The sequence below is a fragment of the Acinetobacter sp. AKBS16 genome (genome assembly GCF_002899995.1).
GTDB classification, from domain to species: domain Bacteria; phylum Pseudomonadota; class Gammaproteobacteria; order Pseudomonadales; family Moraxellaceae; genus Acinetobacter; species Acinetobacter baumannii.
Map to the genome: position 1 here is coordinate 19,550 of NZ_POYH01000019.1, position 25,940 is coordinate 45,489.

24 protein-coding genes are annotated in these 25,940 nt (G+C 39.0%); 12 read left to right on the plus strand and 12 right to left on the minus strand.

From position 1 onward, the window contains the following. Positions 1 to 55: 55 nt before the first annotated feature. Positions 56 to 1,000, plus strand: coding sequence for an alpha/beta hydrolase (locus C1642_RS03060; RefSeq protein ID WP_171304686.1), 945 nt, complete (start codon positions 56 to 58; stop codon positions 998 to 1,000). Positions 1,001 to 1,044: 44 nt separating this feature from the next. On the opposite strand, the gene C1642_RS03065 is transcribed toward C1642_RS03060, so the two are convergent. Then, on the minus strand, positions 1,045 to 2,190 hold the full coding sequence (locus C1642_RS03065; RefSeq protein WP_000881868.1) for an acyl-CoA dehydrogenase family protein: 1,146 nt from the start codon (positions 2,188 to 2,190) through the stop codon (positions 1,045 to 1,047). A gap of 163 nt (positions 2,191 to 2,353) precedes the next feature. Beyond that, complete coding sequence (locus C1642_RS03070) at positions 2,354 to 3,712, minus strand: dicarboxylate/amino acid:cation symporter (RefSeq protein ID WP_001085436.1); 1,359 nt, start codon at positions 3,710 to 3,712, stop codon at positions 2,354 to 2,356. A 498-nt stretch (positions 3,713 to 4,210) separates the two neighbouring features. Between C1642_RS03070 and C1642_RS03080 the strand changes: the two genes are divergently transcribed. Further along, positions 4,211 to 5,224 carry a glycosyl transferase family protein gene (locus C1642_RS03080; protein WP_001093417.1) on the plus strand — a complete coding sequence of 338 codons (1,014 nt, stop codon included), beginning with the start codon at positions 4,211 to 4,213 and terminating at the stop codon, positions 5,222 to 5,224. A gap of 201 nt (positions 5,225 to 5,425) precedes the next feature. Here C1642_RS03080 and C1642_RS03085 read toward each other — a convergent pair whose 3' ends face one another. Then, positions 5,426 to 5,698: a YeaC family protein gene (locus C1642_RS03085; protein WP_001019667.1), complete on the minus strand. Its 273-nt coding sequence runs from the start codon at positions 5,696 to 5,698 to the stop codon at positions 5,426 to 5,428. Beyond that, positions 5,695 to 6,603, minus strand: coding sequence for an NAD(+) kinase (locus C1642_RS03090; protein WP_001167242.1), 909 nt, complete (start codon positions 6,601 to 6,603; stop codon positions 5,695 to 5,697). Before C1642_RS03090 ends, C1642_RS03085 begins: the two co-directional genes overlap by 4 nt. A gap of 185 nt (positions 6,604 to 6,788) precedes the next feature. On the opposite strand from C1642_RS03090, the gene mrcB reads away from it, so the two are divergent. Both mrcB and C1642_RS03100 read left to right on the plus strand, forming a co-directional pair. Beyond that, positions 6,789 to 9,185 carry a penicillin-binding protein 1B gene (gene mrcB / locus C1642_RS03095; protein ID WP_000667412.1) on the plus strand — a complete coding sequence of 799 codons (2,397 nt, stop codon included), beginning with the start codon at positions 6,789 to 6,791 and terminating at the stop codon, positions 9,183 to 9,185. Positions 9,186 to 9,205: 20 nt separating this feature from the next. After that, complete coding sequence (locus tag C1642_RS03100) at positions 9,206 to 9,757, plus strand: tetratricopeptide repeat protein (protein ID WP_000913439.1); 552 nt, start codon at positions 9,206 to 9,208, stop codon at positions 9,755 to 9,757. Positions 9,758 to 9,778: 21 nt separating this feature from the next. Here the strand turns inward: C1642_RS03100 and C1642_RS03105 are convergent, their stop codons facing one another. Further along, entirely contained in the window at positions 9,779 to 10,678 is a 900-nt protein-coding gene (locus C1642_RS03105) for an NUDIX domain-containing protein (RefSeq protein ID WP_103235892.1), read from the minus strand. Positions 10,679 to 10,814: 136 nt separating this feature from the next. On the opposite strand from C1642_RS03105, the gene hemP reads away from it, so the two are divergent. Next, positions 10,815 to 10,985, plus strand: a complete 171-nt coding sequence (gene hemP, locus C1642_RS03110) for a hemin uptake protein HemP (protein ID WP_000993415.1) — start codon at positions 10,815 to 10,817, stop codon at positions 10,983 to 10,985. 65 nt (positions 10,986 to 11,050) lie between these two features. Here hemP and C1642_RS03115 read toward each other — a convergent pair whose 3' ends face one another. From C1642_RS03115 to C1642_RS03130, 4 genes are all read right to left on the minus strand, one after another. Next, complete coding sequence (locus C1642_RS03115; RefSeq protein ID WP_098728359.1) at positions 11,051 to 12,409, minus strand: sensor histidine kinase; 1,359 nt, start codon at positions 12,407 to 12,409, stop codon at positions 11,051 to 11,053. Continuing rightward, on the minus strand, positions 12,406 to 13,068 hold the full coding sequence (locus C1642_RS03120; protein ID WP_001221454.1) for a response regulator transcription factor: 663 nt from the start codon (positions 13,066 to 13,068) through the stop codon (positions 12,406 to 12,408). Before C1642_RS03120 ends, C1642_RS03115 begins: the two co-directional genes overlap by 4 nt. Positions 13,069 to 13,175: 107 nt before the next feature. Continuing rightward, positions 13,176 to 13,535: a NirD/YgiW/YdeI family stress tolerance protein gene (locus C1642_RS03125; protein ID WP_000783090.1), complete on the minus strand. Its 360-nt coding sequence runs from the start codon at positions 13,533 to 13,535 to the stop codon at positions 13,176 to 13,178. Positions 13,536 to 13,616: 81 nt separating this feature from the next. Then, entirely contained in the window at positions 13,617 to 15,374 is a 1,758-nt protein-coding gene (locus C1642_RS03130; protein ID WP_001020905.1) for a GspE/PulE family protein, read from the minus strand. Between the two features lie 287 nt (positions 15,375 to 15,661). Here C1642_RS03130 and C1642_RS03135 point away from each other — a divergent pair, with 287 nt between their 5' ends. Beyond that, positions 15,662 to 16,930, plus strand: a complete 1,269-nt coding sequence (locus tag C1642_RS03135; protein WP_031962659.1) for an MgtC/SapB family protein — start codon at positions 15,662 to 15,664, stop codon at positions 16,928 to 16,930. Here C1642_RS03135 and tsaA read toward each other — a convergent pair. Further along, the gene (gene tsaA, locus C1642_RS03140; protein ID WP_078202775.1) at positions 16,927 to 17,646 is read right to left on the minus strand and encodes a tRNA (N6-threonylcarbamoyladenosine(37)-N6)-methyltransferase TrmO; all 720 of its coding nucleotides are present in this window, start codon (positions 17,644 to 17,646) and stop codon (positions 16,927 to 16,929) included. The genes C1642_RS03135 and tsaA overlap by 4 nt on opposite strands. A 104-nt stretch (positions 17,647 to 17,750) precedes the next feature. Here tsaA and C1642_RS03145 point away from each other — a divergent pair, with 104 nt between their 5' ends. Further along, positions 17,751 to 18,530, plus strand: a complete 780-nt coding sequence (locus C1642_RS03145; protein WP_000718711.1) for a ferredoxin--NADP reductase — start codon at positions 17,751 to 17,753, stop codon at positions 18,528 to 18,530. A gap of 54 nt (positions 18,531 to 18,584) precedes the next feature. Here the strand turns inward: C1642_RS03145 and C1642_RS03150 are convergent, their stop codons facing one another. After that, entirely contained in the window at positions 18,585 to 19,454 is an 870-nt protein-coding gene (locus tag C1642_RS03150; protein ID WP_047481345.1) for a PhzF family phenazine biosynthesis protein, read from the minus strand. A gap of 229 nt (positions 19,455 to 19,683) precedes the next feature. Here C1642_RS03150 and C1642_RS03155 point away from each other — a divergent pair, with 229 nt between their 5' ends. The 4 genes from C1642_RS03155 to abeS all read left to right on the plus strand — a co-directional run bounded on the left by C1642_RS03155 (position 19,684) and on the right by abeS (position 23,409). Then, complete coding sequence (locus C1642_RS03155; protein ID WP_103235893.1) at positions 19,684 to 21,150, plus strand: PLP-dependent aminotransferase family protein; 1,467 nt, start codon at positions 19,684 to 19,686, stop codon at positions 21,148 to 21,150. 56 nt (positions 21,151 to 21,206) lie between these two features. After that, on the plus strand, positions 21,207 to 22,577 hold the full coding sequence (yegQ, locus tag C1642_RS03160) for a tRNA 5-hydroxyuridine modification protein YegQ (protein WP_045543910.1): 1,371 nt from the start codon (positions 21,207 to 21,209) through the stop codon (positions 22,575 to 22,577). 2 nt (positions 22,578 to 22,579) lie between these two features. After that, positions 22,580 to 22,843 carry a YfhL family 4Fe-4S dicluster ferredoxin gene (locus C1642_RS03165; RefSeq protein WP_001196301.1) on the plus strand — a complete coding sequence of 88 codons (264 nt, stop codon included), beginning with the start codon at positions 22,580 to 22,582 and terminating at the stop codon, positions 22,841 to 22,843. A gap of 236 nt (positions 22,844 to 23,079) precedes the next feature. Continuing rightward, entirely contained in the window at positions 23,080 to 23,409 is a 330-nt protein-coding gene (gene abeS, locus C1642_RS03170; protein ID WP_000121131.1) for a multidrug efflux SMR transporter AbeS, read from the plus strand. A 75-nt stretch (positions 23,410 to 23,484) separates the two neighbouring features. Here the strand turns inward: abeS and adeL are convergent, their stop codons facing one another. After that, positions 23,485 to 24,516, minus strand: coding sequence for a multidrug efflux transcriptional repressor AdeL (gene adeL / locus C1642_RS03175; RefSeq protein ID WP_002040670.1), 1,032 nt, complete (start codon positions 24,514 to 24,516; stop codon positions 23,485 to 23,487). A 197-nt stretch (positions 24,517 to 24,713) separates the two neighbouring features. Here adeL and adeF point away from each other — a divergent pair, with 197 nt between their 5' ends. Continuing rightward, positions 24,714 to 25,934: a multidrug efflux RND transporter periplasmic adaptor subunit AdeF gene (adeF, locus tag C1642_RS03180; RefSeq protein ID WP_103235894.1), complete on the plus strand. Its 1,221-nt coding sequence runs from the start codon at positions 24,714 to 24,716 to the stop codon at positions 25,932 to 25,934. The last annotated feature ends 6 nt before the right edge of the window (positions 25,935 to 25,940 follow it).

Below are 25,940 nucleotides of genomic sequence, written 5' to 3' on the forward strand. Positions count from 1 at the left end.
ATTTGATAATGATTTTCATTTATTATTTGACTTATAACATTTTCTTAACTTTATTATGCTTAAATCTTTTTTCTTTTTATCTTGTAATTTCTTTCTAGGCTCTTTAATAAGTAGTTCCGTTTTGGCTCAAGCCCCTGTAAAAAATCAATCAAAAATCGATTTTCACAACAATCAGGCCCAGTTCCAAATCAAATCTAAAAATACTGGACATGAATACCTTATTCAAATTTATAAACCACCTGTTGCCCCACCCCAACATGGTTATCCGGTACTTTATATATTAGATGGTAATGCAACATTTCCAAGCGCAATGAATATTGCCCAGTCGATTGGATCAGGCTCTGCAAAATTAGGTTTAGATCCGCTCATTATTGTAGCTGTGGGCTATCCTCAGCAAAAAACCTTTGATGTGCAAAAACGCGCTTATGATTACACCCCAAAACCTTCTGCCGAGTTTCAAGCACAAGGTAAATATAAATATGGTGGTGCTGACCAGTTTATTGCTTTTTTAAATAATGAGCTTAAGCCTGAAATCGCTAAACAATTTCCAATTAATAGCCAACAGCAAAGTCTCTATGGGCATTCTTTTGGAGGGTTGTTTGTGCTTTATCATTTTTTTCAAAAACCTACTGCATTCCAGCGTTACTTTGCTGCAAGTCCTTCTCTCTGGTTTGATCAAGGCATGTTATTTCGAGAATTAGAACAATGGCAAAGTCAAAAGCAAACCGTGTTCCCAATGCTGATGACGACAGTCGGTACACATGAACAAGGTGGGCCACATACCCAGTTTAATCAAAGAATTAATAAAGACGATTTCTTTAAAGTCTTAGAAAATAAACGTTCAGACCAATTTACTTATTGGCATTTCAATAATCCTGCTGAACAGCATATCACCAATTTGTATGCGAGCTTACCTAAAGTGCTTATGTTTGCTTCATGCCAAAATCTAGAAAGCTGTAAATCTTTATTCGATGAACCATCGCAGAAAACAGCTAAATAATAAAAAAAAGCCTACTCAAAGGTAGGCTGTTTTTGAAACTATTATTAAGCTTTGCCGATTAATCCACGTGCTACGATTTCTTTCATAATTTCATTTGTACCGCCGTAAATACGTTGAATACGGGCATCTACAAAGAAGCGTGAAATTGGATATTCAGTCATATAACCATAACCACCAAATAGTTGTAATAGGTTATCCGCCACCTTCATTTGCATATCTGTACTAAAACTTTTCAGTGCTGCCGCCGTCTCAACATCAAGTTTACCTTCTTGATATAAAGCAACATTTCGCTCATAGAAAGCTGTTGTCGCAAGCTCATCAATTTTTGCTTGTGCTAAAACAAAACGAGTATTTTGGAACTGTGAAATAGGTTGACCAAATGCATGACGTTCTTTTACATAAGCGGTTGCCAAATCAATTGCACCACGAATAGCGCCGACCGCTGTCGATGCGATAGCCGTACGTTCGCGCGGTAATTCTTGCATTAAATAAGCAAAACCTTGTCCAGCTTGTCCGAGTAACTGGTTTTTAGGAACCTTAACATTGTCAAAAAATAGCTCAGATGTGTCTTGAGAATGCAATCCGATTTTGTCGAGGTTAGTTCCTTTTTTGAAACCTTCTAGGTGAGTATCCACCAATAATAAAGATACACCTTTCGCACGCGCTTGAGGATCGGTTTTTACTGCAAGCACTACAAGGTCAGCATGTTGTCCATTTGAAATAAACGTTTTAGAACCATTTAGCAAATAATGGTCATCTTGCAAAATGGCACTGGTACGCATTGACTGTAAGTCCGAACCGGCACCCGGTTCTGTCATACCAATTGCTCCGACTACTTCACCTGTTACCATTTTCGGTAACCAGTATTGTTTTTGTTCTTCGGTCCCAATATGTAAAATATAAGGCGCTGCAATCTCAGAGTGACAAGAAATAGCGGTTGATAATGCGCAAAATCCAGCACGAGCCGATTCTTCAACTAACATTAATGAATAATACGTCGGGACGCCATAACCACCATATTCTTCTGGGACATCCACACATAAAAAGCCATTTTCGCCCAGTTGAGACCAAACTGAACGCGGCATAATTCCTTCACGTTCCCATTGATCATAATGTGGAGCAATATGCTCATTCATAAAACGTTTAAAATTATCACGGAATAATTCTAAATCTGCATCATATGCCAACATAATATTTTCCTTCGGCTTTATTGTTTTATCGAATCTCATTGCTGTGCATGCTAATCATTTTTTACACAACTGTCATGGCTTAGCTGCTCATTTAAACTGTACTTTTCAGTCAGCCAATAAAAAAGGAAGCCAAAGCTTCCTTTTTTATATAGGTAGATCTGAATTAATCTAAACCTTCTGCAACCTGAGGATTTTTTGGAGCCAACATTTTTCTGTCAACTTCATCTGGGTTGTTTAAAGCATCATTGAGCTTATCTTTATCTAAAGCACCCACCCATTTTGCAACTACAATCGTTGCCAAAGAGTTACCAACAAGATTGGTTAAAGCACGTGCTTCTGACATGAAGCGGTCAATACCTAAAATCAATGCCAAACCAGCTACCGGAATATGTCCTACTGCAGATAAAGTTGCTGCCATAACAATAAAGCCAGAGCCTGTTACACCCGCTGCACCTTTAGATGAGATTAGGAGTACCAACAACAAAGTAATCTGATGTTGAATATCAAGCTGTGTATTCGTTGCCTGAGCAATAAAGATTGCAGCCATAGTCAAATAGATTGACGTACCATCAAGGTTAAATGAATAACCTGTTGGAATAACTAAACCAACAACCGACTTTTCACAACCTGCAATTTCAAGTTTACGGAGCATGCGTGGTAAGACCGACTCAGAAGAAGATGTACCCAGTACAATTAATAGTTCTTCACGAATCAGGCGAATCATTTTCAGAATACTGAATCCACTAATGCGGCTGATTGTACCCAAAATTAAGAAAATAAAGAGTAAACACGTAATATAGAAGCAGATAATAAGCTGGCCTAACTGTACCAGTGAACCTACACCATATTTACCGATAGTAAACGCCATTGCCCCAAATGCACCAATTGGCGCAAGCTTCATAATCATATTCACAATGTTAAAGAATACGTGTGCAATTTGATCAATTAACTTTAAAACTGGGCGTCCTGCATCACCTAACTTATGGAGCGCAAAACCAAATAGGATTGCAAAAAGAAGGACCTGTAAGATTTCACCATTTGCAAATGCACCAACCACCGTATCCGGGATGATGTGCATTAAGAAATCAATGGTAGATTGTGACTCACCAGAAGTGACGTATTTTTGGATACCTGAAGTGTCCAGAGTTGCAGGATCAACATTCATTCCTACGCCTGGCTTTGCAATGTTAATCACCACAAGGCCAATCAGAAGCGCGATTGTTGAAACGATCTCGAAGTATAACAACGCAACACCGCCAGTTTTACCAACTGACTTCATGCTTTCCATACCAGCAATACCACTTACTACTGTACAGAAAATAACAGGTGCGATGATCATTTTAATCAAACGAATAAAAGCATCACCTAATGGCTTGAGTTGCTCACCTAAACCTGGAATATGTTGTTCAACACCATTAACAATTTGCGTTGTACTTGGTGAGAAATGCCCTACCAAAACACCCGCAATAATCGCAATAATCACTTGAAAATAAAGTGATTTATAAATCGGTTTTTTAGCCATAACTTTACTTCAATCTATATTTCCAAGTCCGTTGGAAATATCAAAATGAAACGTCTATTCTTTACGAATACACAGCCCTAACCTTTCACATGAACACCGCAAAAGGGAAACGGTTTTTTAGAAACAAAAACCTTCCTACTACCTCAATGAAAACAAAAAACTGTTTTCTAAAACAGGAGAATACCTGAAGTTTCTAACTACTTTGAGTAGCTAGAAATAACCTCTTACTTTTTCAATAAAAAGCTGAAGATATAGGAGAATCACAGAAAATTATGATATGAGTGCTCAAAAAAGCACATGAAGTTTACTCGAATTAAATAACGATTCGATTAAAATTTTGGCTAATACGCACAAAAAATACTCATGCAGCCTTAAGACTTTAGTATGAGAAACACTTTTGATATTTTTTCATCAGTTTTTTATGTCATATTGATAAGTCCTTGTAGACATTTCATTTTGAGCTGCCTACTCCCCTTATTTTTACTGTTTTGAATTGCCATGAATACTAAACGTAATATCTATAAAGATGCTGAACATCCCTTTGCTCAATATGTCCGTATTTTAGGTAAGGGGAAAACTGGATCTCGCTCACTGAGTTATGAAGAAGCCTATCAGGCTTTTACTATGATTTTAAAAGGCGAAGTTCTTGACGTTCAGTTGGGTGCTTTTTTAATGCTGCTACGTGTTAAAGAAGAATCGATTGATGAACTTGCAGGTTTTGTACAAGCCACAAAAGACCAGCTTCATTTTGCACCTTTAGAAGTTGACTTAGATTGGTCATCTTATGCTGGTAAACGTAAACATTATCCTTGGTTTTTATTAGCGGCTCTTACCCTTGCTCATCACGGTTATAAAATCGTAATGCATGGCGCTTCCGGGCATACCATAAACCGGGTTTATACCGAACAAGTTTTGGAATATTTAGATTATAAAATTTGTCATTCTGAACAAGAAGTTCGCACCCAATTGGCAGAACAAAATTTCGCTTACCTACCCTTAGAAGTAATTTCACCAGTTTTAAGCGAACTGATTTCTCTAAGAAATGTCATGGGATTGCGTTCACCTATTCATACTTTAGCCCGTTTAATTAATCCTTTTAACGCTAAAGCCACCTTACAAGCCATATTCCATCCTGCTTACAGAACTTCCCATCAGCATAGTGCACTTCGCTTAGGCTATCAAAATAGCGCAGTTATTAAGGGCGAAGGCGGCGAATTTGAACGAAACCCAGACGCGAAAACGCTGATTTGCGGAATTAAAAATGGTGAACTCTATGAGCATGAGTTGCCAAAGCTTACGCCTGAACGTAGCCCAATTGAAGAAGAGTTAGACTTAGCAACCTTTAAAGCTGTCTGGCTTGGTCAACAGCATCACGAATATGGGGAAATGGCCGTAACAGAAACCATGGGTATTGCGTTATATACCATGGGCGTAGTTTCTAATTTCGAGGAAGCGATGCAAAAAGCAAAAGTATTATGGGAAACACGAAATTTAAGCAATCTTAATTCGTAGTTAACAAATGCTATCGTGAAGGTCGACATGGATGTCGACCGTATCACTGCGATACAGGAAGTATCGTCAGTGATACAGAGAATTTTTGGTTACTTTTGATCCTTCAAAAGTAATAAAAGCCTATATGCTATAACTTATGAAAAACATGCTATATAAGGCTGTATGGAATAACCAAAAATAATTTTTCTGTCTTATTAAGTTTTAAACAAAACGAATCGGTTTAAATTCAGGCTCATGCTTGTGATGATCATCTTCACAAACCTCACCCTCTTCTTTAGTACCACGGTCAATATAACCACTACGCTGTTCTTCTGGTAAGTTCTTTAACTCCCAAGCAATAACAGCTTGCATACATGTTTCACGCTGTTCTTTCGTTAAAGCAACACCATTTGGCCATTTACCAATTTCTACTGCTGTTTTTAAACGCTCTACAATCTCAGGGTTTAAAACAGATAGCATTTGTTCAATATTCATGATTCATCTCTTTGAAAAGATTCAAAATCTTGGTTCCAACCCAATTTGGTACGACAAGCCATATAGAAATCATAACCAGGTGGGTGTAATAAACTTAATTTAAATGGGTGTTTGCGGATGTGCAAACTATCACCGACATTGAGAGAGACACTATGTTGTCCATCTGCACTTACCATCGGTAATACCCGATTTTCGCGAATGACGATTTTAATTTCACTTTGCCCACCAACTACGATCGGACGTGAAGATAATGTATGGGGATGCATAGGAACTAATGCAATAGCATCCATACTTGGATGTAAAATTGGACCACCACCTGATAAAGCATAAGCAGTTGAACCGGTTGGTGTCGAAACAATTAAACCATCACTATGCTGGCGATAAACATATTGCCCATCGATATTGAGTTCAAAATCGATCATATGTACCGACTTACCAGAGTGTAGTACGACATCATTTAAAGCAATTGCATCATAAATGACTTCACCATTGGTACGTACTTCCATTTCAAGCAAGAAACGGCGATCAAGCTGGAAATGACCTTGTAAAACCTGATCAAGCTTAAAAATAGCTTCCGAAGGCTTAATATCGGTTAAAAAACCTAAACGTCCACGGTTAATCCCGATCACAGGCGTATTGTAGCGCACTAAAGCTCTGGCTGCATGAAGCAATGAACCGTCACCACCTACAACAATCACCAGATCAGCGACTTCACCTAATAAGTGACGACTAACGACTTGCGCATGATCATAGGGCACTAATTCGGCAGTTTCCTGATCAAAAATGGGGTTTAGGCCTAAACTTAGCAAATGGTCATGAATTAAACATAGTGTTTCTACAACTGATGATTTATCTGGTCGACCAATTAACCCGACGTTTCTGAAGGACTTATGTGAAATTTGCACGAATGAGTAAGCTCCGCTGCGATTCTACGCTATCATAACATTAACCAGATTAATTTAAAAAAACATAACAACAAGATACTGTAAAATTCAATCTAAGTTTTCCATTTATTCACAGTTTTATCATTGCAAATTGATGACAAGCTATCGCATCATTAACGCATTGTTTAGGGTTTTATCTCATTTATATGAAGTTTGAACGTGGTATCGGTTTCTTCGCGCTAATTTTTTCCATTTTGGTGATTGGTGCTTTTATTGCTCTTAGTATCTATCTGATTCGTTTAGATAATATTATACGTGAAAAATTTGAAGGCCAGCGCTGGGACATTCCGGCCAAGGTGTTTGCTCGACCTTTGGAAATTTATAATAATGCGCCAATTACTCAAGCAAATTTCACCCAAGAATTAAAATTACTAGGTTACAAAACTTCAAGTAATTATGACAAGTCTGGAACCTATGTTGCTCAAGGCAGCAACATGTATGTCCATACACGTGGTTTTGACTATGGCGACAGCGTAGAGCCTGAACAGGTTTTAGAACTGAGTTTTGCAAACGACCAAGTTGTAGAAGTTCGCAGTACTAAACCTTCCTCAACTGGGGTTGCCCGTTTAGAACCTTTATTAATTGGGGGCATTTATCCTCAACATAATGAAGACCGCGTTTTGATTAAGCTTAATAGTGTTCCTAAACCACTTATTGAAGCTTTAATTTCTACAGAAGACCGTAACTTTTATCATCACCACGGTATTTCGATTCGTGGTACAGCACGTGCTTTGGTAAGTAATGTAACTGGAGGACGTCGCCAAGGTGGTTCGACCCTCACCCAACAGTTAGTCAAAAACTTCTATCTAACCCCTGAACGCACACTTAAACGTAAAGTTAATGAAGCATTAATGGCTTTACTTATTGAGTTGCATTACAGCAAAGATGAAATTTTAGAAGCATATTTAAATGAAGTGAATTTAGGTCAAAACGGTAACTATTCAATCAATGGTTATGGATTGGCCTCTCAGTTTTATTTCGGTTTACCACTACGTGAGCTTAATGTTGCACAACAAGCTTATTTAGTCGGTTTGGTTCAAGGTCCATCTTTATATAACCCTTGGAAAAACCCTGAAGGGGCAAAAAATCGCCGCGATACAGTATTAAATAACATGCGTGTCATGGGGTATTTAACTCAAGCAGAGTATGAAACTGAAATTGCGCGTCCTTTAAATGTTCTAAGCAAACCAAGCCTAGGTCCAGCAAAATTCCCTGACTTTTTAGATATTGTGCGTCGTCAATTACGTACCGAATATCAGGAAAGTGATTTAACCAATCAAGGATTACGTATTTTTACGACCTTGGACCCAATTGCTCAAACACAAGTTCAAAACGCCTTTAAAGCTTCTGTAGAGCGCTTAGCTAATAGCAACCCTGCTCGCTTGAAAAACCTGCAAGGGGCTGTACTGATTGCCCATCCTGAAAATGGCGAATTAATTGCAGCTGTCGGGTCAACGCAAGACTTTACTGGTTTTAACCGTGCCTTAGATGCAAAACGCCAAGTCGGTTCTTTATTGAAACCTGTCATTTATTTGAGCGCAATTGAATCTGGACGTTATAACTGGGCAAGCCAGATTGAAGACGCTCCAATTAGTGTTCCAGTAGACGGCGGTAAAAGTTGGACACCGAAGAACTATAGCGGCGGTGGTCATGGAATTGTGAGTTTAAGTGAAGCCTTAGCAAATTCTTATAACCTTTCTGCTGTGCGCTTAGGTCAAGAGTTCGGGTTATCTACATTTACCAACAATTTAAGAAAATTTGGTGTTGAATCGACAATCCCGGCCTACCCTTCTATTTTCCTTGGTGCAGTCAATATGTCACCAATGGAAGTACTGGGTATTTATGAAAACTTTGCTACAGGCGGTTTCAAATATCCGACTCGTGCGATTCGTTCTGTTGTAGATGCAAATGGACGTTTACTTGATCGTTATGGTCTAAACGTACAACAAACCATTGATCCATCTGTCGGTTATATCATGAACTATGGTTTACAACAGGTCATGTCATCAGGTACAGGACGTGCAGCCTATAACAGCTTATCTCCAGCTTTAAAATTAGCGGGTAAATCAGGTACGACTAACGATACACGTGACTCATGGTTTGCTGGCTATTCAGGTAATCATGTTGCAGTAGTATGGTTAGGTTTAGATGACAATAAAGTAACTGGTTTAACAGGTTCATCTGGTGCATTACCAGTATGGATTAATGTGATGAAACAATTACGCCAGACACCAGTAAACTTACGTCAACCAGACTCTGTACAATGGCAATGGATTGACCGTGCATCGGGTGACTTATCGGCACAGGCTTGTGATGGTGCCATGTATATTCCAATGCTAGCGCATACAGTCCCACATCGTGCTACGCCATGTGGAGCACCGTATTATCAAGTTGATCCAACATATACGCCACAAAGTGATAACACAATTCCTGAGCCTCAGGATGATAATACCGACAGTTATATTCGTGAAAGTGAAAACCAGATGGAACAAGATCTGTCGAATAACACACGAATCATTTCAAGTGGTAGTTATAACAACTAAGCGTTAACAGGAAACAGGATATGTTAAAGAAAGGTGTTTTTTATATTGGTGCTGTACTTATGGTCGGCTGTACAACTTTACCAGATCATTCAGCTCCAAAAGAGAAAACACCTCCTGTTTCTGAAAAGAAGAAGTCCGAGTCCTCATCTGGTGTAAAAATTACACCTTATGATCATCCGGAAATTCAACGTAAAAGTTTACAAGTGATTGTTCCTCAGCAGAAAAAGCCGCAACGCTTTAATGATGATGGAAGCCAGTTACCCGCTTTTAAAACTTTAATGCAAAAAACCGAGCAGGCTTACAAAAACCAACAATGGTCCGAGGCTGAGCGCTACGCTCTTCAAGCACAGCGTTTAGCGCCACAGGCAGCCGAGACCTATTTATTTCTGGCATTAACTGCAAATCATAAACAGCAATATTCTAACGCTGAGTCTCTTGCAAGACGTGGTTTAAGCTTTGCGCAGAGTCAAGCCATGAAAAAACAACTTTGGTTGGTCATTTTAAAAGCTGGACAACAGCGCAATAACCCAAAAACTGTTCAAGAAGCACAACAAGCATTGAAAGCTTTCTAGCTTTTAATGCTTTATTTCTTATTAAAAATTACGAATACCCGCCAAGCCATATGCACCATGTTGTTGTGCTGTGGCTAAATCATCAGGACTCATGCCTCCCAAAGCAAATACGGGAATTTGGCACTTCTCGATTAAATCAGCAAAACGATCCCATCCTAATGCACTAACGTCCGGATGAGTAGCCGTCACTTTTACAGGACTAACAAAAACGGCATCACAGCCAATTTGCTGAGCATGTTGTAAAGAAACTGCATCGTGACAAGCAGCAATAAAACGTATTCCTACCTCTAAGTCACCTTTATGTAAACTCATGAGCTGAGATTGTTTTAAATGAACAGTCTTGATCTGTTTTTTTAATTCGGAGCTCAATTGCTGCCAAATATCTACATTTATAATTAAATTTGATCGTTGCCCTTCATCTAAGGCCGTTAATTGTTCTACTTCTCGCGGGCCAAATTCATCTTCTATACGCCAATATAATAAAGCATCACTATTCTCTACAGATGTAAGTATATGGCTAATTTTAATAAAATGAGGCCAATATAATCTTTTAATAATGTCTTTATTAGCTTTCGGGAAGTTTAGGTGAAGTAGCTGTTCACGTGTGTACCATGTCCAAGGCTGATGGATAAGATTTAATAACTCATCAGGTACATAACTATGAAACAAATGAAGGTTGACAATAATGTCATCATATTCATGGTGAATATAATCAAATTGATGCCAATCTTTTAAACCAATACCGACTTCTTCATAAATTTCACGACGGCAGGCTTCTTCAGGCGTTTCACCCTGCTCTACCTTTCCACCAGGAAACTCATGCTTTCCACCTTGATGCTGCTGTTCACCACGCCATCCCACTAATATTTTTCCACGATGAATTAAGATAGCTATTGCGACATCGACAATCGGTTTGGGCATTTTTCTACTCACTAAAATTTTTCACAAGTGTAAGCAAATTTTATCAATTTATAAAATCTTTAAAATCTCATTGACAGATCTATTCGATAATGATTATCATTTAAATCGTTCAAGAATATACCACGGAGCACAACAAATGAACGCACCTTTTAGCTTATTTACACGCAATACAGATTCAGCTCATGCCTTACCAATGCTGCATTCTAACAACCTATTTGCCTTAGGTCGTGAAATTCGAATTATGCATGCTGGCGAGGAATATCGTTTACGCCTTACTCGCAATAACCGTCTCATTTTAACTAAATAAGAACGATCCTCGCGTTTCAATAATATTCGTGGGAAAACAAAAAATGGATAGCATGGGCAACCATGCTATTTTTGTATTTCACGGTTAAAAGGCAGTATTACTTCAACTTTTAAGCCGCCTTGGCTTGCATGCATAAAATGTAATTCCCCACCATGGAGTTGAATAATTTTTTTAGTAATTGATAACCCTAACCCTGAGCCTTGTTGCTTTGTCCCTAATACACGAAAAAAACGCTGTCCTAAACGCCTTAAGACTTCATCATCCACACCATTCCCAGTATCTTCTATAGAAATCTTCAGCTTTTGCTGGTACTGGCTTAGCTCAACATGAATAGCACCCAAAGCCGGACTATAACGAATAGCGTTATCAAATAGATTTCTAAAAGCAATAAACATGAGCTCTTCATTTGCAAATGTTTTGGTTTCATTTGACAGAATGTTTGTCTCAATTACCATGTGTTTGGCTTGTGCATCAATATTTACTGTATCTATCACTCTAGCTAATACATGATTTAAATCAACGACACTCTTAGAGAGTTCTAATTGCTCTGTTTCATTAGGTTCCAAGCGAGCGAGTAACAATAAATTTTCCAGTATTTTTGTACTTCTTGAAACGTCTTCTTGAATACGCTCAAAATCATGATCAAGCTCTGGAATATGCTGATATTTCCGTTGCAACACCTGAAGACGCATTTGTATGGCTGATAAAGGTGAACGTAATTCATGTGAAGCATCTGCAGTAAAACGCTGTTCAGCAACCAGTGCCCTTTGTAGCCTTGCAAGTAGCTGATTTAAAGCATCAATCACAGGCTGAATTTCTGTAATAACATCTGGTTCTTGAATTGGCTCTAAGTTTGAGGCAGTTTTTTGAGCAATACGTTTAGAGAGTAAATTCAGCGCAGCCAATTGTTGCTCGGTACGCCAACTTACAATAACCCACTGTAGTAACCAGAACAGCACCATAAGGCCACTATATCCAGCAAGTGCTTTTAATACCTCTTCAATGCGTGTACTAATGGGCTGAAAAACTTCAACTTGTAGCTCTGAATCTTCTTGTTGTGCAGCCAGACTACGCCATAACTGGCCATCAAACCAAAAATATGAAAAACCGTCTGATAAGTTACCTTTTTCAAAAAGTTCATGCTGATAGGTATGAGAATGGGTAAGCACCTGACCTGTATCTAATAACTCATATTGAATATCAAATTCATCACTCAGCTCGTCAAACTGCTTCATCGAGTGTTTAGAAAGGTCAGAAACCAGTAAGGTATCTGAAATTTCATCCATGATTTCATCTTGTACTGACATGTTGTGATAAATCGAAAATATGGTGAGTAAACTTAATGCCAGTAGCCCCACCACAATACTGCTCCACATGGTGGTTTTAACCAGTTGTGACTGCAAGGATGACCGATTTGATTTCATTTTAAATCTCCCATACGGTAGCCGAGCCCCCGTATGGTTTTAATACTGCTGCTTCCGATTTTCTTTCGAAGCTGATAAATAAAAACTTCGATTGCGTTACTCTCGATTTCCTCGCCCCATGCATAAAGTGCTTCTTCTAATTGATCACGGGTAATAATATGCTCAGGATGAACCATAAGTTTACGTAATATTTGAAATTCTTTTGCTGTTAAATCGATAGTCTTACCAGCACATAATACAACTTTCGCTTGTGTATCAAGTTGCAAATCACCCCACGTTAAAATCGATTGCTGACTCAGAGTTTGTTTACGTAATTGAGCGCGGATGCGAGCCGATAATTCTTCTAGGCTAAATGGTTTAACCAAATAATCATTTGCACCTAAATCAAGCCCTTCTACTCGGTCATGGATGCTGTCACGTGCGGTAATAAAAATCACGGGAACATTTTTTTGTTTATGGCGGATGGTTGTTAAAACTTTTTCACCAGTCAGTTGGGGTAAGCCCCGATCAAGCAAAATACAGTCATAATCATGCTGCTCAATTGCTGTAAGGGCATAATCACCACGTTCTACCCAGTCTACTTGATAACCGTCTAATTCTAACCATGATTGAATACTTTCAGCTTGAGAGCGATCATCTTCTGCAAGCAAAATTCTCATCTGTTTTTCCTGTTATATCCTGATTGGATGTTGCCAAGTCTTTATAAAAAAAGCAAAGCCGCATGATTTAAATGCGGCTAAAAGGAATAAATGTAGAAATTAATTTATTAGAACTGGACCTGATCTACATCAATTTCTACACGTTTTAAAGGCTTATAATCTATGTCTACTTCACCAATTAAAGTCACATTTGTATTGGCTGAAACAGGACGTCCTTGCCAAAGCTCATCATCTACATCAATTGTAATGCTACCGCTCTTATCGCGGAATTGATATTTTTCATCGCCTAAAGATTTTACGACCTGACCATGTAATTTTACAGGTGTATTATCTTTTGATGCTAAAGCTTGTTTCACTGTAGTAACTGTCGCTGGAGCAATAGCTGCCTGATTCACAGGTGTATTTGCTACAACCACACCCGCTGTTGCCATACCCGCAGTCATCAAAATTACTTTAAGCATTTTCATAAAATTACCCTCTGTTATTTGGTTTACCCTTGGAATAAAACAATTACATCATCGGTAGATGAGGTGAATCTTAAGAAAAATTTAATTTAATGGAACAACCCGCAATACCTCTTCCAAGGTGGTCAAACCTTCAATAACTTTGCGAGCTCCTGCAATTCTTAAAGGCTCTACACTTTCTTTTTTAGTTTGGCTTCTTAATTCATTTAATGTCGCATGACTGCTAATAAGATGCTTAAGCTCAAGACTAACTGGCATAAACTCATAAATGCCGATTCGACCTTTATAACCCGTATGCCGGCACTCTTCACAACCTACTGCCCGATAAACTTTTTCTGGCATTTCCATAATGTAGTCAAATGTTAGGTGCTGCCATTCATCTTCATTAATATGAGTTTGTTGTTTGCAGTGCGGGCAAAGCTTACGCACTAAGCGCTGCGCTAATACACCTAAAATAGTCGCGGCTGTTAAAAATGGTTGTACGCCTAAATCGTGTAAACGGGTCAAACTAGACGGCGCATCATTGGTGTGTAAAGTTGATAATACTAAATGGCCTGTGAGTGCAGCCTGAATGGCCATATTCGCAGTATCTTGGTCACGAATTTCCCCAATCATAATAATGTCTGGGTCTTGTCGCATAAGCGCACGCACACCATCTGCAAAGCCCAGTTCAATTGCATGATTGACCTGCATTTGGTTAAAACTAGGCTCTAGCATTTCAATCGGATCTTCAATGGTACAGACATTGACCTGCTCGGTTGCAAGCTGTTTTAAAGAAGAATATAACGTTGTAGTTTTACCAGAACCTGTTGGCCCCGTAACCAAAATAATGCCGTGACTATTTTGCGTAATACGCTGCCATTGCTGTAATAAAGACTGGTCAAAACCCAATTGCTGAAAAGAACGTACTAACACATCTGGATCAAAAATACGCATAACCAGTTTTTCACCAAACGCTGTTGGTAAGGTAGATAGACGTAGTTCGGTTTCTTGTCCTTTCGGCGTACGTGTTTTTAATCGACCATCTTGCGGTTTACGCTTTTCTGCTACATTTAGCCGCCCTAAAATTTTAATCCGAGAAATCACGGCGGTCAGAGTATTTGAAGGCATGTTATAAATGGTATGTAAAACACCATCGATACGGAACCGAACTTTGCCATTGTCTTTACGCGGTTCCATGTGAATGTCACTGGCGCTCTGTTCAAATGCAAATTGCAAAATCCAGTCTACCAATTTCACAATATGCTGATCATTGGCATCAGGGTTTTGGCTATCGCCAAGTTGTAAAAGCGCTTCTACACCTTTGTTATCACGGTCATGAGCCGCATCTTTTTGAGCTGAGTTTACTGCTCGGCTGACTTGATAATATTCTCGTAAATAACGTTGTAATTGCTCGGGGTTGAGAAATACCCGTTCAATTTTTTTGGGTGCCAAACTCTTCTCTAAATTATTTAGCCAGTCTGTTTGAAAAGGCTGGTCTGTTCCTATCACAATTCGGTCCGCATGGACTTCTACAGCTAAAATATGATTACGGATCGCAAACTCTTGCGACATGACTTGAGTTAAAGCACTCACATCTGCCTTTAAAGGATCAATCACAAATAAAGGTAATTGCGCCCGATCTGCAAACCATTGGCACAGACGGTTTAAACTTAAATGTGCTTGTACATGATGTTGGTCTTTTAAATTAAAATGCGCAATCCACTGTAATGGATGCCATTTCAACTGATCTTTTTGCCTATTTGTGGTTTGTACAAGTAACTTATCTCGTTCAGTGATACGGCCTTCTTGTAATAGTTGTTCTAGACACCAATGTGTGTCTATTTCTACATGTATATTCATGTGTTTTCCCCAATATATTTTTATAATATATCAGAGAAGTTTTAGATTTAGCCCGTCTAAAAAACCCAAGTTTAGCTTTTAAATATCTTTGAACTTCAAATAATTAATCCAATTCTCAACTTAGTATTTTTTTGTGTCGTAGATCATATTTATAAAGATGCTTATTGTGATAGTTTGATTAAAAAAGAGACTAGGCTCAATACAAGAAAAAGCATAAACTGAAATGGAATACATGATTTTTAAATGGCTGACATCTACATATAACAATAAACCAAAGAGGAAGTATTATGAATCTTCCAATGACAATGTCATTACAAACCGTATCTTTTGAAGAGTTTATTACCACCATTGCGGCTGCATTAGGCTGCGGCTTATTGGTAGGTCTGGAGCGCGAACGAAGTAAGTTAAAACACGAATATAAAACTTTCGCGGGTTTTCGCTCTTTTGCAATTAGTTCCTTACTCGGAGCAGTTTGTTTTTTATTTGGTACCGCAATCGGGATTGTAGGCGCTCTACTTATAGGCGCGATCAGTATTGTATCTCTTAAAAATCAGCCAAATGACCCCGGTGTCACCACAGAACTTGCCTTTATTATGACTTACTTTATTGGGGCACTTTGTATCTGGAATATTTCGTTAGCTGCGGGACTCGCCGTCATCATGACGATTATTTTATTAGCAAAACAATCAATGCACGGCATTGCCAGTCAATGGATTACCGAATCAGAATTGCGCGACGGGATTTTTTTACTTGCTCTACTTCTAATTGCTTTACCCTTAGTTCCCAATAAACCTTTTTGGGGACCCGTTCTAAACCCTCATGTGATTTTAAAGTTACTGACGTTGATTTTATTTGTACAAGCCCTCGCACATATTGCAAAGCGGCTTTTATCCTCTAAAAATGCCTTATTACTTTCTTCTTTAGCCTCGGGTTTTGTTTCAAGTACTGCCACCATCGCGAGTCTAGGCTTAGAAGTACGCTCTGGTCGCGCGAATGCAAAAACAAATGCAGGTGCAGCATTAATGTCATGCGTTTCCACATTGGTACAAACCTTAATTATTGTCGTCGGTATAAGTTTGGCATGGTTCAAACTCATTATATTTCCAACACTCATTGCATTGGCTTTTTTAGCGGTATGGGCTTTCATCTTATTACGTAAGGCAGAACCAAGTACGACTTCATCTGAACTCGATACCAGAATGTTCAGCTTAAAAGAAGCGATTATTATTGCTGGGACACTTACGCTCATTCAGGCAGGGGTTTATGGCCTAAGTCTATATTTAGGTAATGCAGGCTTAATCGCAGGGACACTACTTGCCTCTTTGTTCGAAATACATGCCGCTATTGCAGCAGTGATTGTACAAGGTGAACCAAATAACTCTCAGACGTCGTTATTAATCGCGTTCATGGGTGGCTTTGCTGTTCATGCAATTGCCAAGAGCATTAACTCTGCCATTTCTGGTGGACTGCATTATGCCCTTGCTTTCATACCTGCCCAAATTTTGCATATGACAATATTTATTAGCTTGCTCTGGATGAACATACATTGGTTCTAAATAGCTTTAACCATATCAACAACTGTAATGACATTGCCATTAACTTTAAAATGAATATCAAAATTCGAAAATTTCATTTTATAGACTCGTTCAGGGTCTTCTTGATAGGCAGGTCTAGGGTCTAATGATAATACTTGTTCTAATTCATCAAGATATTGGGCATTAATTTCTTTATTTTTAAAAAGAGACTGCTGGGTAGACAATGCATTTTCAGACCATAAGACCGATTTTCGTTCTGGTTCAGCCTGCGCATAACCACTTTGAGCATCAACAATTGCATCTGAATATTGAATATAAGGCTTAATATCTAAAATTGGCGTGCCATTTAATAAATCACTGCCAGTAACATAAACTCTTAATGATTTACCGACTTTTTCAACCTTGTTTAAACGTACTACAGATAAGCCTATAGGTGCTGGACGATACATACTACGTGTTGCAAACACACCTATTTTCTCATTGCCCCCTAGACGTGGTGGGCGAACTTGAGGCCGAAACTTAGTTGCAGTCTCCTGATTTTTATTGTCATGAAACTGCCAGATGAGCCAAAGATGACTAAATTGTTCGATTCCCTCAAAAGCTAATAAGTCATTATAAGGTTCTACCATTTCGATATAAGACTCGATATTGACCAAATTAGGCTGACGTGGAATACCAAATTTTTCTCGAAAAGGTGAGCACATGTGCCCGACTATTGGGAGGGTGACAGAATTCATCATCACTTTTTCTTATAAACACAATTAAATATATTCAGTTTATCGGGAATGAAATTAGATTAGAATAGCAACCTGTTTTCTTTTAATCGTGATCGAGACCTTTAATGGCTGCTTTTAACGTTGAACGCATTACTCATGTGCACCACTGGAATGACACCCTTTTCAGTTTTAAAACTACACGCGACGCTAGCTTACGTTTTAAAAATGGTCAGTTCGTGATGATCGGACTTGAAGTGAATGGCAAACCGTTAATGCGTGCATATTCGATTGCAAGTGCGAACTACGAAGAAGAGTTAGAATTCTTCTCGATTAAAGTACAAGACGGTCCTTTAACTTCGATTTTGCAAAAAGTACAAGTTGGCGACGAAATTTTAGTTTCTAAAAAACCAACAGGTACATTGGTTCATGATGACCTTTTACCTGGTAAAAACTTGTATCTATTATCTTCTGGTACTGGTCTTGCTCCATTCTTGTCAATTATTCGTGACCCAGAAACTTACGAACGCTTTGAAAAAGTAATCGTGGTTCACGGTACACGGTATATTTCTGAATTAGCTTATCAAGACCTAATCTTGAACGAATTACCAAACAATGAGTTCTTTGAAGAATTAGGTATTAAAGACAAACTTGTTTACTACCCTACCGTTACTCGTGAACCTTTCCATACTCAAGGCCGTGTAACAACTGCAATTGAAACTGGTGCTTTATTTGAAAAAATTGGTTTACCACGTTTCAACCGTGAAACTGACCGCGCAATGCTTTGTGGTAGCCCTGCATTCTTGAAAGATGTTGCTGCGTTACTTGACCAACACGGTTTAGTTGAATCACCTCGTATGGGTGAAATGGGCGACTATGTCATTGAACGTGCGTTCGTAGAAAAATAAGATTTTTTCTAATTAAAAAACCGAGGCAAAGTCCTCGGTTTTTTATTTCTGTTTTTACAACTTAATCGTACCGTCGATACAAGTAACAGCAGCTCCACCCACTAAAATTTTATCTTGATGTAATTCAAGTTGAAGCTGTCCTTCACGCCCTAAAGCTTGCCCCTGAGAAGAAAGCACCACATCATTTTGCGCAGGCAAAATACCATGGTAACGAATGAAAGATGCCACGCTACCATTACCGCTACCACAAACAGGATCTTCGTAAACTCCATATGCCGGAGCAAATGAACGAACTTCTATGCGCTTTTGCTCATTACTTTCTTCATAAAATCCATAAATTGTAGAGCCTGTTACTTTCATATCTAAACTAAATTGCTTTAAAGCGTTTAGATCAGGCTGACTTGCCAAAACAGCCTCAGCATTAACAGCTTGCAATACAACCCAGCGGGCTCCGACATCTACCAATGCGGCATTCCATTGTGTATTAATTTTACATTTTAAAATTTCTGCCAATTTTTCAGTATACATTGCATCAAGTGGAGTAATTTTAGGCTTAGGGAGTTCAAATGAAATATGCTTTGAATCACTTACAGTCAAAGTCACCAAACCAGCAGCGCACTGCTGTACCAGCTGACCTTCTTTCGCTTTAACTAGGCCTGCCTCAAGCAAAGCATAGGCTGTACCAATGGTAGGGTGTCCTGCAAACGGCAACTCACTTTGTGGAGTAAAGATTCGAACCTGATAGTCAGCTTGTGAATCAGTGGCTGGCAATACAAATGTGGTTTCAGAAAGATTGGTCCAGTTCGCAATGGCTTGCATCTGCTCAGACGTTAAAGTACTGGCGTCCATAATGACTGCAACAGGATTACCTTTAAATGCTTGTGAAGTAAAAACATCAACTTGTTTAAATGCGACAACAGACATAGACCACTCCTACTGATTTTATAATTTAAAATATGGCTTTAAATCCTCACCATTTTTTGATCTTACTGTTTTATTTTTAATGGTCACAGTATCAGTTAATATGAAAAATAATAGACACAGTTCTTAAAACTAAATCCTCCATTAAAAGTATTAAACTAAATTAATCACAATATTTGAGATAAATATGAGATCACTATAAAGTGTATCCATTGCTTTTGCTTTTTAATAAATTGATATGTACAAATATAAAAAAGTGAGTGATGACCTTACTCTTCAAATTCAGAATGGCAGGCAACCTGTGGGTTCTCGGTTGCCATCAATTCGAGACTGTGCCCAACATTATCAAGTTAGTATTAACACCGTAAAAGAAGCTTATCGGAAGCTTGAAGACCAAGGTTTAATTTCTGTTCGTCCACAGTCTGGCTATTATGTTTGCCATACACCTTCAAACTTGCCAGATCTTGAGGAGCGTTATATCAGTGAAGAAAAAGTGCCCCTTTCAGGAATTAGCTGTTTTCTCGCGCAAATTGTTAAAAAGCAGATGGACCCCGACTATATCAATTTGGCCCTAGCTTGCCCATCTGGTGAAAATTTCTACCCGATTGAACGCTTAAAACGTTTAACTGCTCAGGTTTTACGAACACAGCCGGATATTTTTAAAAGCTATACTTTACCGCCCGGCTCTATACGTTTACGTACTCAAATTGCTAGACGTAGTTTACAGCTTGGTATGTTTCTATCCGCAGATGACATTGTGCTGACTCATGGCACTATGGAGGCTTTAAGTCTCGCGATTATGGCAACCACCCAAGCAGGTGACAGCATAGCGCTTGAGATCCCTACTTTTCATAACTTATATCCACTTCTTCAGAATTTAGGACGAAAAATTGTAGAAGTGCCGACTTCGCCGCATACAGGGATGTGTCTAGACGCACTTGAAGAACTCTTAAAATCTCAAAGCGTACAAGCCATATTAACTATTCCAACGGGACATAATCCTCTTGGTTTTAGCATGCCTGAAAACAACCGGCGTCGCTTAGCAGAGCTCGCTAATCAATTCCAAATTCCTGTTATTGAAGATGCGATGTATGCCGAATTACAACTCACCGAGCCTCTTTTGCCAAACATTAAGGCATTTGACCAAAATGGATGGGTTTTGGTCTGTGGCAGCTACACCAAAACTGTGGCACCCGACTATCGAATTGGTTGGCTAGAAGCTGGACGCTTCCGTAATATTGTGCAGCAGCTTAAATTTACAACCACTGTTGCCGAGCCAGCTTTACTCACAGAAACGTTGGGACTTTTTTTAGAAAATGGCGGATATGATCTACATTTACGTCAGCTCAAAAAACGCTATCAACAACAAATTGACACCATCAAATCTTATATTTGTCGTTATTTTCCAGTCGGTACTCGAGTCAGTCGTCCACAAGCGGGATTTATTTTATGGTTAGAGCTACCCGAATCAATTGATACCCTAGAACTGTTTCATCAGGCCATGGATGAAAAAATCTTATGTATGCCGGGAATTTTGTGCTCGGCTGATAAACGTTTTAGTCATTGTTTACGTATTGCAGCTTGTTTTGAGTTAAATCCTAAAATGTTAAATGCTTTGATGCGTTTAGGAGAGTTAGCAAAAAATATGCTGCCTGTACAAAAAGATATAGATCAAATCCCTACTAATTCAGTAGGTTGAATCGAAAATATAGAGTTAATAAAATAAAACCATATATTTTTTATGCCTTTTATTTTATGAAAACCGAACTTCTCTCTCCCGCAGGTTCACTTAAAAACATGCGCTATGCATTTGCCTATGGTGCAGATGCCGTATATGCAGGACAACCACGTTATAGCTTACGTGTACGAAATAATGCTTTTGACCATGACAATTTAAAAATCGGAATTGATGAAGCCCACGCTTTGGGTAAAAAGTTTTATGTTGTGGTGAATATCCAGCCACATAACAGCAAATTAAAAAACTTTATTCGTGATCTTGAACCGATTGTGGCTATGCAGCCAGATGCTTTGATTATGTCTGATCCCGGCTTAATTATGATGGTACGTGAGCATTTTCCAGAAATACAAATTCATCTATCGGTTCAAGCCAACGCTATTAACTGGGCCACTGTTAAATTTTGGAAAGACTACGGCCTAAGCCGTGTGATTTTATCTCGTGAATTATCTTTAGAAGAAATAGAAGAAATCCAGCAACATGTGCCAGATATTGAACTCGAAGTTTTTGTACATGGCGCTCTATGCATGGCCTACTCAGGCCGCTGTTTACTTTCTGGATATATGAACAAGCGTGATGCCAACCAAGGTGCTTGTACCAATGCTTGCCGTTGGGACTATAAACTGCATGAAGCCCAAGAAGATTTAAACGGCGATGTAATTCCAGTCACTCAGCTAAATACCCCAGAAAAGTCTTGCTGCTCATCAGGACAATCAGAAACAACCTCGGTTCAAACTTTACTCGTACAACGTAATGATGAAGAAATGTTTGCTGCCGAAGAAGATGAACACGGCACCTATTTTATGAACTCCAAAGATTTGCGTGCGGTACAACATGTAGATCGTTTAACAAAAATGGGCATCGCCTCACTCAAAATTGAAGGCCGTACTAAATCCTATTTTTACTGTGCCCGTACTGCTCAAATTTATCGAAAAGCCATTGATGATGCTTTAGCAGGTAAACCTTTTGACCCAAGCTTAATGACCCAACTCGAAGGGTTGGCAAATCGCGGTTATACCGAAGGCTTTTTAAGACGGCATGTACATAGCGAATATCAAAACTATGCTGATGGATCATCACATTTCGACTACCAACAATTTTGTGGAGAGGTTGTAGAACGTCGCGATAATTATATTCGGATTGAAGTTAAAAACCGTTTTGTGGTGGGTGACTCACTTGAGCTGATGACGCCTCAAGGCAATATCACCTTTAACTTAACCGAAATGCGCGATTTAAAAGGCAACCCAATTACAGATGCTAAAGGTTCGGGACATTTTGTTGAGATTCCACTTTCACAAGATGTTGATATCAGTTATGCCCTACTCATACGTAATTTGCCGCATGCAAAAGAAAGTATTACTGCATCTACATTGGCTTATTCAGCGAGTTAAATATGGCACTTTTAATTACGAGTGACTGCATCAATTGTGATATGTGCTTACCAGAATGCCCCAATACGGCTATTTTTGAAGGCAACAAAGTTTATGAAATTGATCCACTTCGTTGTACAGAATGTGTAGGTTTTTATGATGCACCAACATGTAAGGCGGTTTGTCCAATCGATTGCATTAAACAAGACCCTGCACATATTGAAAACAAAGAACAATTATTAGAGAAATTTAAAGGCCTGAATTTAATTGGCTCATTCTCTTCTTAAAACCATTTAGAGGATCAAGTTAAAATCGCTGATCCTCTTTTTATGACTATGCTGACCAGCTATTAAATAAATGAAGAAATGGTCTAGAGCATATTGCTAGTGATAAAATCAATTTATCAGTTTAGTTCCATTTACTGGTACTTTTGTACCAAAAAAATTGAACAATCGTTAAAACAGGTCAAACTATATCAACATCTCATGTAGATTGATTAAAACCCTTTCTGGCGCAGCTTCCCATGTCTTATCTTTATTTAGCAATTGCGATTGCTTGTGAAGTTATTGCAACTTCAGCATTAAAAGCATCTCAAGGTTTTACTGTTCCAATTCCGTCTATTATTACGGTTGTGGGTTATGCAGTTGCTTTTTATTTATTATCTCTTACGCTCAAAACAATTCCAATCGGGATTGCCTATGCCATTTGGTCAGGCGCAGGTATTATTTTAATTTCTGCAATTGGCTGGATATTTTACAAACAACATTTAGACTTAGCTGCCTGCATTGGTTTAGCTTTAATGATCGCAGGCATTGTGATTATTAATGTGTTTTCTAAAAACACCCATCTATAAAATATAATAAAAAGTACTCCTAGTACCTTTTTGGTCTAGGGTGCTTTCATCTTTAAACTACAATAAACAATAAGTTTAAGTTTTTAATACTCTTGCTTCAGCAATATTATGCTGCTCGACCAAAGTACGAATTGTATATTCATGACCAGTTTCTTTATCACAGGCAAATTCACATTTCTGGTCGAAAGGTAAAGCTGTACCGCCAAGTAATGGACAGCCTGCAAAAAGTTCAGCGACCCAATCTACAAACACTTTTACTTTAAGCGATAAATGACGATTTTGAAGATAAACTGCTGAAATCGGCATCGGCGCTGGCGTCCACTGAGGCAATACCTCTTTTAATAAACCTGATTCTAAATGATTGGTGAGCATATAACGTGGGCCTTGAATTATACCAAAACCTTGCAAAGCCAAGTCGATATAAGCATCACCGTCATTTACCGAAACACGTCCACGTACTGACACACTTTTAATTAAATCATCAACTACAAAGTCCCAATCGAAGTTGCGTCCGGTACGGCTTGAAAAGAAGTGAATCGCTTTATGATTTTTTTGCAAATCTTCAATTGAGGTAGGTTCGCCATATTTTTCTAAATAAATCGGTGAAGCAGCAGTTGCACACTGGAAAGTTCCGATACGACGCGCAATTAAGCTTGAATCTTTTAATTCACCCACCCGAATTGCACAATCAACTGCTTCTCCAACCAAATCTACAGGTCGGTCATTCAGACCAATTACTAAATCAATATCAGGATAGCGTGCATGAAAATCGCGGAGCCTTGGAATTAAAATTAGACGGCCAATGGACACAGGCACATCAATACGAAGCTGACCTCTTGGCCCCCGCTCTGCATCATGAAAAGAAGATTCAATATCGGCAACATCCGCTAAAATACGGGCTGTCCGATCATAATATACGGCGCCATCCGGTGTGAGACTAATTTTTCGTGTTGTCCGATTAAGCAATCGAACTTGCAAATGCTTCTCTAAAGCCTGAATGGTTGTAGTCACAGAAGCACGCGGTAAACCCAAACTATCAGCTGCTAAACTGAAACTATTTGTTTCAACAACTTTGTTGAATACTCTCATGGCATGAAATAGATCCACACGCACACTCCTATTAATGCATTTTCTAGTGCAAACACATCAATTGTTATAAAAATACGAATAGTGTTATCAAATTTAATATATTTATTCGTGATTGACAAACTTTTATGCTCCGTCCATTCCATAAACCCTGTTTCTCCCATACGGACCATAACTAAAAGTCTGAAAACAGGTATCCAAATAACTAGGAGCACCTCATGTCATTTTCCCGCAAACAGTTTGCACTGTCTGCCATCTTTGTCGCTATTTTAGCAACCGGTGGCAGTTTTATGTTGTTACATGAAAATGCCGATGCAAAAGCTGCACCAACCGCTGCCCAACAAGCTGCTACTGTTGATGTAGCCACAGTAGTAAGCAAAACCATTACCGATTGGCAAGAATATTCCGGTCGTTTAGAAGCAATTGATCAAGTTGATATTCGACCTCAAGTTTCAGGAAAACTCATTGCCGTACATTTCAAAGATGGAAGCCTCGTTAAAAAAGGTGATTTACTTTTCACAATCGACCCTCGTCCTTTTGAAGCAGAACTGAACCGTGCAAAAGCCCAGCTTGCTTCAGCTGAAGCACAGGTAACATATACCGCCAGCAATCTTTCGCGTATTCAACGTCTCATTCAGAGTAATGCTGTTTCTCGCCAAGAACTGGATTTAGCCGAAAATGATGCACGTTCAGCAAATGCTAACCTACAAGCCGCTAGAGCTGCTGTCCAATCTGCCCGCTTAAATCTGGAATACACCCGTATTACTGCACCAGTCAGTGGTCGAATTTCCCGTGCCGAAGTCACCGTTGGTAATGTGGTTTCTGCAGGTAACGGAGCACAGGTTTTAACAAGTTTAGTGTCTGTATCACGCCTATACGCATCTTTCGATGTTGATGAACAAACTTACCTGAAATATATCAGTAATCAGCGCAATTCTTCGCAAGTACCTGTCTATATGGGACTTGCCAATGAAACAGGCTTTACTCGCGAAGGTACGATCAACTCAATCGATAACAACCTGGATACAACCTCAGGTACGATTCGTGTTCGCGCAACTTTTGACAATCCAAACGGTGTTTTATTACCGGGCCTATATGCACGAATCCGTTTAGGTGGAGGCCAACCTCGCCCAGCGATTCTGATTAGTCCAACCGCGGTTGGTGTCGACCAAGATAAACGTTTTGTCGTAGTAGTTGATGCGAAAAATCAAACTGCTTATCGCGAAGTAAAACTCGGTGCCCAACAAGATGGCTTGCAAATCGTAAATAGCGGATTACAAGCGGGTGATCGTATTGTAGTGAATGGTTTACAGCGAATTCGTCCGGGTGACCCTGTTACACCGCATCTCGTTCCTATGCCAAATTCACAAATCACTGCTAGCGCTACTCCTCCTCAACCTCAGCCAACAGATAAAACATCAACTCCGGCAAAAGGTTAATCACAT